The 13,733-nt window shown below is 60.0% G+C and carries 11 protein-coding genes; 6 read left to right on the forward strand and 5 right to left on the reverse strand.

Annotated features, from left to right (window positions below):
- Positions 1 to 4: 4 nt before the first annotated feature.
- Positions 5 to 739, reverse strand: a complete 735-nt coding sequence (gene ubiG, locus Q0601_RS07930) for a bifunctional 2-polyprenyl-6-hydroxyphenol methylase/3-demethylubiquinol 3-O-methyltransferase UbiG (protein WP_305288868.1) — start codon at positions 737 to 739, stop codon at positions 5 to 7.
- Between the two features lie 47 nt (positions 740 to 786).
- Between ubiG and pip the strand changes: the two genes are divergently transcribed.
- Positions 787 to 1,773: a prolyl aminopeptidase gene (gene pip, locus Q0601_RS07935; RefSeq protein WP_305288870.1), complete on the forward strand. Its 987-nt coding sequence runs from the start codon at positions 787 to 789 to the stop codon at positions 1,771 to 1,773.
- On the opposite strand, the gene Q0601_RS07940 is transcribed toward pip, so the two are convergent.
- Positions 1,770 to 2,300, reverse strand: coding sequence for a CAP domain-containing protein (locus Q0601_RS07940; protein ID WP_305288873.1), 531 nt, complete (start codon positions 2,298 to 2,300; stop codon positions 1,770 to 1,772). The genes pip and Q0601_RS07940 overlap by 4 nt on opposite strands.
- A gap of 213 nt (positions 2,301 to 2,513) precedes the next feature.
- On the opposite strand from Q0601_RS07940, the gene rimP reads away from it, so the two are divergent.
- From rimP to infB, 4 genes are read left to right on the forward strand one after another with little or no spacing between them, the layout of a single operon-like run.
- Positions 2,514 to 3,134, forward strand: coding sequence for a ribosome maturation factor RimP (rimP, locus tag Q0601_RS07945; protein WP_305288875.1), 621 nt, complete (start codon positions 2,514 to 2,516; stop codon positions 3,132 to 3,134).
- Entirely contained in the window at positions 3,134 to 4,744 is a 1,611-nt protein-coding gene (nusA, locus tag Q0601_RS07950) for a transcription termination factor NusA (protein ID WP_305288877.1), read from the forward strand. Before rimP ends, nusA begins: the two co-directional genes overlap by 1 nt.
- A gap of 22 nt (positions 4,745 to 4,766) precedes the next feature.
- Complete coding sequence (locus tag Q0601_RS07955) at positions 4,767 to 5,387, forward strand: RNA-binding protein (protein ID WP_305288879.1); 621 nt, start codon at positions 4,767 to 4,769, stop codon at positions 5,385 to 5,387.
- Positions 5,388 to 5,395: 8 nt separating this feature from the next.
- Entirely contained in the window at positions 5,396 to 7,969 is a 2,574-nt protein-coding gene (infB, locus tag Q0601_RS07960; RefSeq protein WP_305288881.1) for a translation initiation factor IF-2, read from the forward strand.
- Between the two features lie 111 nt (positions 7,970 to 8,080).
- Here the strand turns inward: infB and Q0601_RS07965 are convergent, their stop codons facing one another.
- The 3 genes from Q0601_RS07965 to Q0601_RS07975 are packed head-to-tail and all read right to left on the reverse strand — an operon-like array spanning position 8,081 to position 10,697.
- The gene (locus Q0601_RS07965; protein WP_305288884.1) at positions 8,081 to 8,479 is read right to left on the reverse strand and encodes a (deoxy)nucleoside triphosphate pyrophosphohydrolase; all 399 of its coding nucleotides are present in this window, start codon (positions 8,477 to 8,479) and stop codon (positions 8,081 to 8,083) included.
- Complete coding sequence (gene argJ / locus Q0601_RS07970) at positions 8,476 to 9,729, reverse strand: bifunctional glutamate N-acetyltransferase/amino-acid acetyltransferase ArgJ (protein ID WP_305288886.1); 1,254 nt, start codon at positions 9,727 to 9,729, stop codon at positions 8,476 to 8,478. The genes Q0601_RS07965 and argJ overlap by 4 nt, the downstream gene beginning before the upstream one ends.
- A 2-nt stretch (positions 9,730 to 9,731) precedes the next feature.
- Positions 9,732 to 10,697, reverse strand: coding sequence for a peptidylprolyl isomerase (locus Q0601_RS07975; protein WP_305288888.1), 966 nt, complete (start codon positions 10,695 to 10,697; stop codon positions 9,732 to 9,734).
- Between the two features lie 200 nt (positions 10,698 to 10,897).
- On the opposite strand from Q0601_RS07975, the gene secA reads away from it, so the two are divergent.
- Positions 10,898 to 13,615 (forward strand): preprotein translocase subunit SecA, encoded by a 2,718-nt coding sequence (gene secA, locus Q0601_RS07980; RefSeq protein ID WP_305288890.1) that lies wholly within the window; start codon positions 10,898 to 10,900, stop codon positions 13,613 to 13,615.
- Positions 13,616 to 13,733 lie beyond the last annotated feature (118 nt).

Below are 13,733 nucleotides of genomic sequence, written 5' to 3' on the forward strand. Positions count from 1 at the left end.
GCCGCTATTCCGAACGACGGGCGGCGATCGCGTAATTGACCGACAGATCACGCTCCGAAAGGCTCCAACCCCAGGTCAGGGGATTGAAAACTATTCCGCGCGCATCGACCGGCTGCAATTTCGAATCACCCATCATGCCCGATAATTCCTCTGGCGTGAGGAAACGGTTCCAGTCATGTGTGCCCTTTGGCAGCCAGCGCATGATCCACTCGGCACCAATGATCGCGGCGCCAAAACTTTTCGCGGTGCGGTTCAGGGTCGAGATCACCGCCAGTCCACCGGGGCGCAGCAAATCGCGGCATGTCGAGACGAACGCAGCCGGATCGGCCACATGCTCGACAATCTCCAGTGCGAGCACGACATCGAATTCCTCACCCATCCCTGCAAGGGTTTCAGCCGTCGTGGCACGATAATCGATGTCCAGCCCCTGTTGTTCCGCATGAAGCGAGGCAACCGCGATATTCCCTTCGGCGGCATCCGCGCCAACAACTTTCGCGCCAAGCCGGGCCATGGGCTCTGCGATCAGTCCGCCTCCGCAACCGATATCGAGAATGCGCAACCCCTCGAATGGCCGAAGGCTGCGCCGGTCCAGCCCGAATTCCGCCGCGATCTGCGACACGATATAGTCGAGACGAACCGGATTCATCATGTGAAGCGGCTTGAATTTGCCCTTCGGATCCCACCATTCCTGTGCCATGGCCTCGAATTTTACGATCTCGGCAGGGTCAATGCTTGTCATGTTGGCTCCTTCTGGCGAGTTCCGGCAGTTGGGCTTATAATCCGTTCATGGACAGATTGTCAGAACAAATCGGTTACTCGCCGGGACGCCTTTATTCTGCGGCCGAACCATATGAACGGCGAATCGTCGATACCGGCGACGGGCACCGTCTGTATGTCGAGGAATGCGGCAAACCCGATGGTCAACCGGTCATCGTTCTCCACGGCGGACCGGGCGGCGGATGCAGTCCCTATATGCGCCGTTTCTTCGATCCGGATCATTACCGCGTCATATTGTTCGATCAACGCGGTTGCGGCCGCTCGCGTCCTGCGGCCTCGGTTCAGAACAATACGACCGCGCATCTGATCGGGGACATCGAACAGATTCGCAGACTGCTGGGGATCGATTCGACCCTGCTGTTCGGGGGAAGCTGGGGGGCAACCCTTGCGCTGGCATATGCGCAGGCCCATCCGAAACGGGTATCGGGGCTGATTTTGCGTGGCGTGTTCCTTGGCCGGCAGACCGAACTGGATTGGTTCTATGGCGGCGGTGCCGGACGGTTCTTCCCCGATCTCTGGGCGCGCTTTTGCGATCCGATTCCGGAAACCGAGCGCAATGACATGATCGCCGCATATCATCGCCGCCTTTTCTCTGACGATCTGGGGCAACAATCACGCTATGCGCTGCCGTGGCTTATGTGGGAAAACGCGCTGGCAGGATTGCAGAACCAGTCCGGCGGTCACGCGCCGACGGAATACGCGCGGGCATTTGCCCGGCTGGAGAATCACTACTTCGCCAATGGCTGCTTTCTGGACGAAGGCCAGCTTTTGCGTGACCGCAACCTGATCGCACATCTGCCCGCAGTGATCGTTCAGGGCCGCTATGATATGGTCTGCCCGCCGCTCTCTGCCTGGGAGCTTGCGCAGGGCTGGGGGCGGTGTGAGCTACGATTGATTCCCGCTTCGGGCCACGCCCTGTCCGAACCGCGCATCACGCAGGAGCTGATCAGGGTCATGGATGCCATCCGCGAGGGGCTTTTCGCCAATTCGCATTAATGCGATGCTCCGTAGACAGCGGCCCAGAAATGCGTTCTCCCATCCGATCCGATCGCATGGCCGATACCGAAATCCCGCACTTGCGGACGCAGGATATTGTCACGATGCTTCGGTGACGCGTTCCATACGCTTAACGCCTGGTTCACATCATACGGTCCGGCGGCGATATTTTCAGCCACCAGCATGGGCCTGTAGCCCAGCGCCTTGACGCGCGCATTCGGTCCGGAGGATGAGCTGCCATTATGGGTCATGCTGCCACGCTTCGCCATGTCGCATGCATGTTCGGCGGCGGCCCGCGCCAGAACGGCGTTCTGCTGAACCCTGGGCAATCCGGCTCTTGCACGCGCGATATTCGTTGTCTGCACCCCGATCCGGTTATCGGCCGCCGATGCGCCAGAGCATTGAACGTCGCCACCAGCCGATAACTGCGCGTTATCCGAACCCGCGCTGTCGACGCCTGAAGGCGGAGCCGCGCAAGCAGCGGTTAGCAGGCCAAGCGTGAGTATGGCGTGTTTCGAAGTCAGCATGGTCCTATCCGCCCCGTTTCTTCCCATCCCGGATTTGCTTATCAGACGGTAAACGATCCGGCATCCTCCCCAAGGGTATACAGCACCCTTGCACATTTCTCCAAACCTCAATATATACCCGCTTGACAGCGGCGCAGGCTTCCACCCCCTGCCCCGACCGGAAGTTTCGCACGGGCCCGCTGAAGGCCCGTTTTTTGTATCCAAAGGGAAGTCATGTCCAACGACCTGATCGCCAAGACCGCCATCGACCGGCGCCTTGCCGAGATCATCGCACCGGTGATCGAGGATCTTGGCTTCGAATTGATTCGCGTGCGGCTTCAGGGCGGCAAGCAGGCGACCCTGCAGATCATGGCCGACCGGCCCGAAGGCGGTATCAACGTGGATGATTGCGGCGATATCTCTGTCGCGGTAAGCGCTACGCTGGATGTCGAGGATCCGCTTGAAGAGGCCTATCATCTGGAGGTCAGCAGCCCCGGCATCGACCGCCCGCTAACCCGGCTGAAGGATTTCGAAACCTTCCAGGGCTATGAGGTCAGGCTGGAAACCAATCAGCCGATCGACGGTCGCAAACGCTGGAAGGGCGAGTTGGCTGGTGTCGAGGGCGATGAGGTCTTGCTGAATATCGACGTGGACGGAGAGATTCAGACCATCGGGCTGCATCTCGACTGGTTGTCGGATGCCAAGCTGGTGCTGAGCGACGATCTGATCCGCGAAATGCTGCGTCAGAAGAAGGAAGCCGGTGTCGAGATCGGCAATCTGGACGAATCCGCTTTTGACGAAATCGAAACAGAAGATGATGGCGCGGACCGCGCCGATGACCCAAGGAGTAAGTGATGGCGATCACCTCTGCCAATCAGTTGGAACTGCTGCAAACAGCCGAAGCCGTGGCACGCGAGAAGATGATCGAGCCCGAACTCGTCATCGAAGCGATGGAAGACAGCCTCGCCCGTGCCGCTAAATCCCGCTATGGCGCCGAGATGGATATCCGGGTGAAGATCGACCGCAAGACGGGCAATGCAAGCTTCACCCGCGTCCGCACCGTGGTCGAAGACGACGCGGTCGAAAATTATCAGGCCGAACTGACCGTCGAGCAGGCCCGCCCCTATCTGGACAACCCGCAGGTCGGCGACGTGATCGTGGACGAAGTTCCGCCGGTGGAACTGGGACGAATCGCCGCGCAGTCTGCCAAACAGGTGATCCTGCAACGTGTCCGCGAGGCCGAACGCGACCGTCAGTATGAAGAATTCAAGGACCGCGCCGGAACCATCATCAACGGCGTCGTCAAGCGCGAGGAATACGGCAATATCATCGTCGATGTCGGTCGGGGCGAGGCGGTGCTGCGCCGCAATGAAAAGATCGGCCGCGAAAGCTATCGTCCGAACGACCGGATCCGCGCCTATGTCAAGGATGTGCGTCGCGAAACCCGTGGTCCGCAGATTTTCCTGTCGCGCACCGATCCGCAGTTCATGGCGGAACTGTTCAAGATGGAAGTGCCGGAAATCTATGACGGCATCATCGAGATCAAGGCTGTGGCCCGCGATCCCGGCTCGCGTGCGAAAATCGCTGTGATCAGCTATGACAATTCCATCGATCCGGTCGGTGCCTGTGTCGGCATGCGCGGCAGCCGGGTTCAGGCCGTCGTCGGCGAATTGCAGGGCGAAAAGATCGACATCATCCCCTGGAACGAGGATCAGGCAACCTTCCTTGTGAACGCGCTGCAACCTGCCGAGGTCAGCAAGGTCGTGTTCGACGAGGATGGCGGCAGGATCGAGGTCGTGGTGCCGGATGAGCAGCTTAGCCTTGCCATCGGCCGTCGCGGCCAGAACGTGCGGCTGGCCAGTCAGTTGACCGGCCTCGATATCGACATTCTCACCGAGGAAGAGGAATCCAAGCGCCGTCAGGCCGAATTCAACACCCGCACCCAGATGTTCATGGACGCGCTTGATCTGGACGAATTCTTCGCCCAGCTTCTGGTCGCCGAAGGCTTCACCGATCTGGAAGAGGTCGCCTATGTCGAGCAAGGCGAATTGCTGACCATCGACGGTGTCGACGAAAGCACGGCGGAAGAGCTGCAGGCCCGTGCCCGCGACGTTCTGGAGGCCCGCAACAAGACCGCTCTTGAAAATGCCCGAGCGCTCGGGGTCGAGGATTCGCTGGTTGAATTCGAGGGGCTGAATCCCCAGATGATCGAGGCATTGGCCAAGGACGGCATCAAGACGCTGGAAGATTTCGCCACCTGCGCCGATTGGGAACTTGCCGGCGGCTGGACCACGGTCGACGGACAGCGCGTCAAGGATGAAGGCCTGCTGGAGCCATTCGACGTCTCGCTGGAAGAGGCGCAGCATCTGGTCATGACCGCTCGTGTCAGCCTTGGCTGGGTTGATCCTGCCGAGCTTGAAACAGCCGCGGAAGAAACCGAAACCGACGAGGAGGCCGGGGCCTGACCGCCCCGGATCTGGCAAGGCCGTGAGCCGAGGCGGGCGGGATAAATCGCGCGAGCAGCCCGAGCGGCGTTGCATCGTCACCGGCGAGGTACAGCCCAAGCCCGGGCTGATCCGCTTCGTCGTGGGGCCGGACAACATCATTGTGCCGGATCTGGCCGAAAAATTGCCGGGTCGCGGTATCTGGGTTGCAGCCGATCCCGCAGCGCTTGAAAAGGCCGCAACGAAGGGATTGTTCTCCCGTGCCGCCAGGGCGCAGGTGAAGGCCCCCGAGGATCTGGCCGGGTTGGTCGAAACCGCCCTTGCGCGGCGTGTGGTCGAGCTGATTTCACTTGCCCGCAAGTCCGGCAAGGCGGTAGCAGGGTTTGAAAAGGTTAAGGGCTGGCTCGCGGAAGGCAAGGCAAAGGTTCTGCTGCAGGCCAGCGACGGCTCGGAACGCGGAAAGGGCAAGCTGTGGACACCGACAGGCGGTCGATGGTTCGGTTGCCTGACCGCATCAGAATTGGGTTTGTCCTTCGGGCGCGATCATGTCATACACGGCGCGCTTGCGGCGGGTGGCCTGACGGACAAGGTGATCTTGGAAGCCGGCAGACTGACGGGTCTGCGCGGGCATGACGGCGGCAATACGGCGGCCGGGAAGGAATGAAGACGCAGATGAGCGATAACGACGGTAAAAAAACACTTGGCCTTGGCGGCGGCAGTCGTCCGGGACAGGTCAAACAAAGTTTCAGCCATGGCCGCACCAAGAATGTGGTCGTGGAAACCAAACGCAAGCGCGTCATGGTGCCCAAGCCGGGTACCACGCAATCCGGTTCCGGCGACAAGGGTAAAGTCGGTGGCAGCAAGTCCGGGGGCGCCTCCTCCAAACGGCCGGCGGGAATTTCGGATGCCGAAATGGAGCGCCGCCTGAAGGCTCTGGCTGCCGCCAGAGCTCGCGAAGCCGACGAAACCGCCGCCCGCGAAGCCGATGAAAAGGCCCGCGAGGAAGAGCGTGAACGCCGCCGGGCCGAGATCGAAGAGAAAGCCCGTCAGGAGCGTGAACGCGAAGAAGCTTTGAAGGCCAAGGCCGAGGAAGAAGCGCGTGCCGCCCGCGAAGCGGAAGAACTGGCCAAGCGCAAGGCCGAGCCGAAGAAAGAAACGCCGGCACCGAAGGCGAAACCGGCAGCGGATGCTCCGCCTGCACCTCCTCAGGATCAGGCTGCCATCGAAGCTGCGGCGTCCCGTGCTGAAACCAAGGGTGTCTCTGCTGCGGGTCCGCGCAAGGGTGACCGCGACCGCCCCGACCGGGGCAATGATCGTGACGTACGCAGCAAGGCCGGGCGCGACGACAATCGTCGCTCGGGCAAGCTGTCGCTTTCTCAGGCGCTTGAAGGCGAAGGCGGACGCCAGCGCAGTCTTGCCGCCATGAAACGCAAGCAAGAGCGGGCGCGTCAGAAGGCGATGGGCCAGCAGCAGCGGGCCGAAAAGGTTGCGCGCGAAGTGCAGCTGCCCGAAACCATCGTCGTTCAGGAACTGGCGAATCGGATGGCCGAGCGCGCCGCCGATGTCATCAAATCGCTGATGAATATGGGCATGATGGTGTCGATCAATCAATCCATCGACGCGGATACCGCAGAACTGGTGATCGAGGAATTCGGCCACAAGACCGTGCGCGTCAGCGACTCGGATGTCGAACAGGTTATCGATACGGTCGAGGACAAGCCCGAGGATCGACAGCCGCGTCCACCGGTCATTACCATCATGGGCCATGTCGATCACGGCAAGACCTCGCTTCTGGACGCGATCCGCAAGGCCAATGTTGTCTCGGCCGAAGCCGGCGGAATCACCCAGCATATCGGCGCCTATCAGGTGAAGACCGATTCGGGCAGCGTGCTGACCTTCCTCGATACGCCCGGTCACGCCGCGTTCACGTCGATGCGGGCACGTGGTGCCAATGTGACGGATATCGTCGTTCTGGTGGTTGCCGCCGATGATGCGGTGATGCCGCAGACCATCGAGGCGATCAATCATGCCAAGGCCGCCAAGGTGCCGATGATCGTTGCCATCAACAAGATCGACAAGCCCGAGGCCGATCCCGATAAGGTGCGTACTTCATTGCTGCATCAGGAGGTGATCGTCGAGAAACTCTCTGGTGACGTGCAGGATGTCGAGGTTTCCGCGGCAACCGGTCAGGGTCTGGATGAATTGCTGGAAGCCATTGCGCTGCAAGCGGAAATTCTTGAACTGAAGGCCAATCCCGCCCGCGCTGCTCAGGGTGCGGTGATCGAGGCGCAGCTTGACGTCGGCCGCGGCCCCGTCGCGACGGTTCTGATCCAGAACGGCACCTTGCGGCGCGGCGATATTTTCGTCGTCGGCGAGCAATGGGGCAAGGTTCGCGCACTTATCAACGATCAGGGTGAACGTGTGGAGGAAGCCGGACCTTCGGTTCCGGTGGAGGTCCTGGGCCTTAACGGCACGCCCGAAGCCGGCGATGTTCTGAACGTCGTCGAAACCGAGGCACAGGCTCGCGAAATTGCGGATTATCGTAGTCAGCAAGCCAAGGACAAACGCGCCGCCGCCGGTGCCGCGACCACGCTTGAGCAGCTTATGGCGAAGGCCAAGGCCGACGAGAGTGTTGCAGAGCTTCCGGTGGTGGTGAAAGCCGATGTGCAGGGCTCTGCCGAAGCCATCGTTCAGGCGCTTGAAAAGATCGGCAATGATGAAGTCCGTGTCCGCGTCATCCATTATGGTGTCGGCGCGATCACCGAATCGGACATCACACTGGCGGAAGCGTCGCAAACCCCGGTTATCGGTTTCAATGTCCGCGCGAATGCTCCGGCCCGGAATGCGGCCAACCAGAAGGGTGTCGAGATCCGCTATTACTCGATCATCTACGATCTGGTCGACGACATCAAAGCCGCCGCCTCGGGTCTGTTGTCCGCCGAAGTCCGCGAAAACTTCATCGGCTATGCCGAAATCAAGGAAGTGTTCAAGGTCACCGGCGTCGGCAAGGTCGCTGGTTGTCTTGTGACCGAGGGCGTGGCGCGGCGTTCCGCGGGTGTCCGCCTGCTGCGCGACAGCGTTGTGATCCACGAAGGCACGCTGAAGACACTCAAGCGCTTCAAGGACGAGGTCAAAGAGGTTCAGTCCGGCCAGGAATGCGGCATGGCCTTCGAGAATTACGATGATATCCGTGCAGGCGATGTCATCGAAATCTTCGAACGCGAAGAGGTCGAACGCAACCTGTAACGCCGTCCTGATACGACAACATAAAAAAGGGGCCTTAAAGGCCCCTTTTTCCGTTCAAGACTTCACCGTTCCGCCCGCCAAGAGAGGAGCATCCACCCGGTGTTTCGCCCCTTACAACCACATCTGTAGAGCTGCGATCAAAGGGATATCTGCGGGTGGCATCGGGTAATCGCGCAATTGCTGTGCCCTGACCCATTTCAGCACCTGCCCTTCCTGCGGACGAACCACGCCATTCCATTTGCGGCATGCGAATAGCGGCATCAAAAGATGAAAATCCTCATAGCTGTGGCTGGCGAATGAAAGCGGCGCAAGACAGGATGCCCATGTATCGATGTCCAGCTCTTCCTGCAATTCGCGGATCAGGGCCGCTTCCGGCGTTTCCCCCGGTTCGACCTTGCCGCCGGGAAACTCCCACAAACCGGCCATGGATTTCCCCTCTGGGCGCTGCGCAAGAAGTACGCGCCCATCAGGGTCGATCAAAGCGACCGCAGAAACCAGAACCGTCTTCACGAGCGATAATCGGCGTTGATATCGATATAGCCATGGGTCAGATCACAGGTCCACATGGTCTGCGCGCCCTGCCCCAGCCCCATATCGACAGCGATCAGGAGTTCCTGGTTCTTCATATAGGCACTGGCTGCCCGTTCATCGTAATCAGGCGCACGCCAGCCGTTCTCGGCAAGCACCATATCGCCAAAGCGGATAGTCAGCCTGTCACGATCCGCAGCCGCGCCGGATTTGCCGACCGCCATGACGATACGCCCCCAATTCGCGTCCTCACCGGCGATAGCGGTCTTGACCAGCGGCGAATTGGCAATAGCAGAGGCGACCTTGCGCGCATCCTCGTCCGAGGCGGCGCCGGTTACCCGGATCTCGACGAATTTCGTCGCCCCCTCGCCGTCACGCACGACAAGATGCGCAAGTTCCAGCATGACTCCATGCAGCGCCCTGATGAAGGCCCGTCCTGCCGGATCGTCAAGTGAGAGGATTTCCGCCGCCGGGCTTTGGCCGGTCGCGGCAAGAAGCAACGCATCCGAGGTGGATGTATCGCTGTCGACGGTAATCGCGTTGAAACTTGATCCAAGCCCCTGCGTCAAAGCATCCTGCAGCAATGGCGCGGAAATTTTCGCATCGGTGAAGATATAGACCAGCATCGTCGCCATATCGGGCGCGATCATCCCCGAGCCCTTGGCGATGCCGGTAATGCGTATCTCGCCGCCTTCTGCCGCAATTACGGCGGATGCGCCCTTGGGGAAGGTATCCGTGGTCATGATGGCGCGCGCCGCTTCAGCGGCACCCGCCGGATCGAGTTTGTCAACCAGATCAGAAATCGAGTCCACGATCCGCTCATGTGGCAGGGGTTCGCCGATCACCCCGGTCGAGGAAGAATAGACATTGGTCGCAGGAAGGCCCAGCGCCAGGGCAACCGCACCGGTCACCGCATCGACGGATTCCTGCCCGCGCGCGCCCGTAAAGGCGTTCGCATTGCCGGAATTCACGATGATTGCCGCACCGTCGGGGGCGCCGCCCCCGCCGGCCAGCTTGGCCTGATTGTCCAGCACACAGGCCGCACGGGTGGCCGAGCGTGTAAACACTCCGGCAATCTGCGCCCCCTTGGCGATGCGGATCAGGGTCAGATCGGTGCGCCCCTGATATTTCACCCCTGCCGCAGCAGAGGCGAATTCCACACCAGCAATCCGGGGCAGATCAGGGAAAGACGCGGGTGCCAGAGGCGATACGGTAATCCCGGCCTTGCCCATGATTATTCGGCCTCCAGCAATTCGACCTTGTTGATCAGGGTCGGATCGATGCCTTCGGTCTTTTCGATATCGGCTTCACTCGTCAGCCGCTCGATCTCGCCTTCGATTTTCTCGCGCTGGACAAGTTGCACAAGCTGATCGCGCACCTCTTCGAGTTTCGGCGCCTCTTTCACGCGGGTGTCGTTCAGCTTGATGACGTGCCAGCCGAAATCGGTCTTGATCGGATCGGAAATCTGGCCCGCTTCCATGGCAGCGACGGCTTCAGAGAAAGCCGGAACCATCTGATCGGCGGTGAACCAGCCCAGATCGCCCTGGTTCGGCCCGCTGGGGCCGGTCGAATATTCCTCGGCCAGTTCGCCGAATTCGCCACCGTCATCCAGCTTTTTCTTTACTTCCAGCGCTTTTTCCTCGGAATCGACAAGGATATGCGCAGCAGAATACTCGGTCTGCGGTTCGGCGTCGGCAAAAAGCTTGTCATAGGACGCCTGCAGTTCCTCATCCGTGGGTTCTGCTTGTGACAGGCCCTCGACAGCCTCGGATGCCAAAGCGCTGCGGCGTTGCAGTTCAAGCTGCGCGCGAACGCTGGCCGTTTCTTTGCCGCTCGCGGAAACGGCTGCCTGACGGATAAGCTCATCCAGCAGAACGTCCCACATCGCCTGATCCGGCAGATCCTGCATCTGGGGATTATCCTGCACGGATTGCTTCATCACGATCATCTGGCCCAATGTGATCGTCTGATCGTTCACGGTCGCCACGACGGTTTCGGCATCGCCGTCCTGCGTGGTTGCGGCTTCGCTGTCCTGCGCCGGTTCTGCTTCGCTGCTTTCAGCGGGCGCTGCTTCGTTCTGTGCGGGTTCTGCTTCGCTGTTCTGTGCGGGTTCGGCATTGTTGTCCTGCGCAAGCGCGGCAACGGGCAGCGCGGCAGGCGCCGCAATCACGAAAGCGGCCAGAATGGAATGTTTAAGCATAGAACTCCCTTTGTATAATATGCCTCTCTCCCGTGCGGAGAAGGGCCAGCGTTGACAGTCCGGCGGGCTAGGCATACATCCCACCTAACCAAGAAAGGTGTCGCCGCGCTTCAACCAGACCCTGATAGGACAATGCGGCGGGTACGGGCAAGTGGCCCTACTATCACAGCCTTTCCCAACAATGTGAATGCGAAGGTAACATGCTCGGCATCGGAACTCTGGCGAAAAAGGTCTTTGGCACGCCGAATGACCGCAAGGTGAAATCCACCCGCAGTCTGGTCACGCAGATCAACGCTCTGGAAGAAGAATTCAAGGCGCTCTCAGACGAGGGGCTGGTCGAGAAGACGCATGAATTCCAGGAACGGGTCCGCAACGGGGAAAGCCTTGACGCGATCCTTCCGGAAGCCTTCGCAAACTGCCGTGAAGGCGCGCGCCGGGCGCTTGGTCTGCGCGCTTTCGATACGCAGCTTATGGGCGGGATTTTCCTGCATCAGGGTAATATCTCGGAGATGAAGACGGGCGAGGGCAAGACGCTGGTCGCCACCTTTCCCGCCTATCTGAACGCGCTTACCGGCAGGGGCGTGCATATCGTCACGGTCAACGACTATCTGGCCAAGCGCGACGCCGAATGGATGGGCAAGGTTTACCGTCAGTTGGGTATGACCTGCGGCGTCGTCTACCCCTTCCAGCAAGAGGCCGAGAAACGCAACGCCTATGCCGCCGACGTCGCCTATGCCACCAATAACGAACTGGGCTTCGACTATCTGCGCGACAACATGAAGGGCAGCGTCGAGGAAATGGTTCAACGTGACCATTATTTCGCCATCGTGGACGAGGTCGACTCGATCCTGATCGACGAGGCGCGGACGCCCCTGATCATTTCCGGCCCGTCACAGGACCGATCCGAGCTTTACAAAGTTCTGGACAGCTATATTCCCCAGCTGACCGAAGAACATTTCAAGCTGGACGAAAAGACCCGCAACGCCACCTTTACCGAGGAAGGCAACGAGTTTCTGGAACAGAAACTGCAGGCGGATGGCGTCTTGCCCGAAGGGCAGACCCTGTATGATCCTGAATCGACCACCATCGTGCATCACGCCAGTCAGGCCCTGCGGGCGCATAGGCTGTTCATGAAGGATCAGCATTACATGATCCGCGACGGCGAGGTGGTGCTGATCGACGAATTCACCGGCCGGATGATGAAGGGCCGCCGGTTGTCAGACGGGCTGCATCAGGCGATCGAAGCCAAGGAGGGCGTCGATATACAGCCCGAGAACGTCACCCTGGCAAGCGTAACCTTCCAGAATTATTTCCGCCTTTACGAAAAACTGGCCGGCATGACCGGGACCGCCTCGACCGAAGCGGATGAATTTGCCGAAATCTACAAGCTGGGCGTAGTGGAGGTTCCCACCAATCGCCCCATCGCCCGTGTGGATGAGCATGACCGGGTGTATCGCACAGCGGCCGAGAAATACGCCGCCGTGATCGAAGCCATCAAGGAGGCTCACGCCAAGGGTCAGCCAACGCTTGTCGGGACCACCAGCATCGAGAAATCCGAAATGCTGTCCGAGATGCTGAAAAAAGATGGTATTCCTCACAATGTGTTGAACGCTCGCCAGCACGAGGCCGAAGCGCAGATCGTCGCCGATGCGGGCAAGCCGGGAACCGTAACGATCGCCACCAACATGGCAGGCCGCGGGACCGACATTCAGCTTGGCGGCAATGTCGAGATGAAGGTGCTGGATGCCCTGCGCGCGGATCCCGATGCGGATCCCGATGCCCTGCGCGAGAAAATCGAGGCCGATCACGAATCCGACAAGCAAAAGGTACTGGAAGCCGGCGGGCTGTTCGTGCTTGGCACCGAACGCCATGAAAGCCGCCGTATCGACAACCAGCTTCGCGGCCGCTCGGGCCGTCAGGGCGATCCCGGCCGCTCGCTGTTCTTCCTGTCGCTCGAAGACGATCTGATGCGGATTTTCGGATCCGAGCGTCTGGACAAGGTGCTATCCGGACTTGGCATGAAAGACGGCGAAGCCATCATTCACCCCTGGGTCAACAAATCGCTTGAACGCGCGCAGGCCAAGGTCGAGGGGCGCAATTTCGACATCCGCAAGCAATTGCTGAAATTCGACGATGTGATGAACGATCAGCGGAAGGCGATTTTCAGCCAGCGGCGCGAGATCATGGATAGCGACGAGGTCGGCGAGATCGCCACCGATATGCGCCATCAGGTCATCGAGGATCTGATCTTTGACTACATGCCGCCCAAATCCTATGCCGATCAATGGGATGTCGACGGTCTGACGGCGGCGGTCCGCGAGCGGCTGAACATGGATCTGCCAATCGCGGAATGGGCCGAAGAGGAAGGCGTCGATCAGGAGGTCATGCAAGAGCGGATCATCGAAGAGACCGACCGTTACATGACCGAAAAGACGGAAGCATTCGGCGTCGAGAACATGCGCAGGATCGAAAAGCAGGTCTTGTTGCAGATGATCGACCAGAAATGGCGCGACCACCTGCTGACACTGGAGCATCTGCGCTCGGTCGTGGGTTTCCGGGGTTATGCTCAGCGCGATCCACTGGCAGAATACAAGACCGAAGGTTTTCAGCTTTTCGAAAGCCTGCTGGATAGTCTGCGTGGCGATGTGACCCAGCAACTCGCCCAGATTCGCCCCCTGACCGATACCGAGCGTGAAGAGATGCTGCGTCAGATGGAAGATCAGCAGAAGGCGCGGCAGGAACATCTCACGATGGAACATGGGGCCGATACCCAATCCGGCGATGACGCGGACCGGCCGGAACCACTGCTTGCGGGCTTCGACGAGAACGATCCTTCGACATGGGGTGACCCGTCTCGCAATGATCCCTGCCCTTGCGGTTCAGGCAATAAATTCAAGCATTGCCACGGGGCGATCTGATCCCGGGGTACTTTACCGGACCCCGGGCTCCAGCCGGAAATGCCGGTGGACAAGCACCCGGCTCATGCTCTGCTTCATTTTAAGATATTCTTAATTTTTCTGTTATTGATTGGCGCAA

Origin of the sequence: Paracoccus wurundjeri (genome assembly GCF_030678915.1) — a bacterium.
Lineage (GTDB): Bacteria > Pseudomonadota > Alphaproteobacteria > Rhodobacterales > Rhodobacteraceae > Paracoccus > Paracoccus onubensis_A.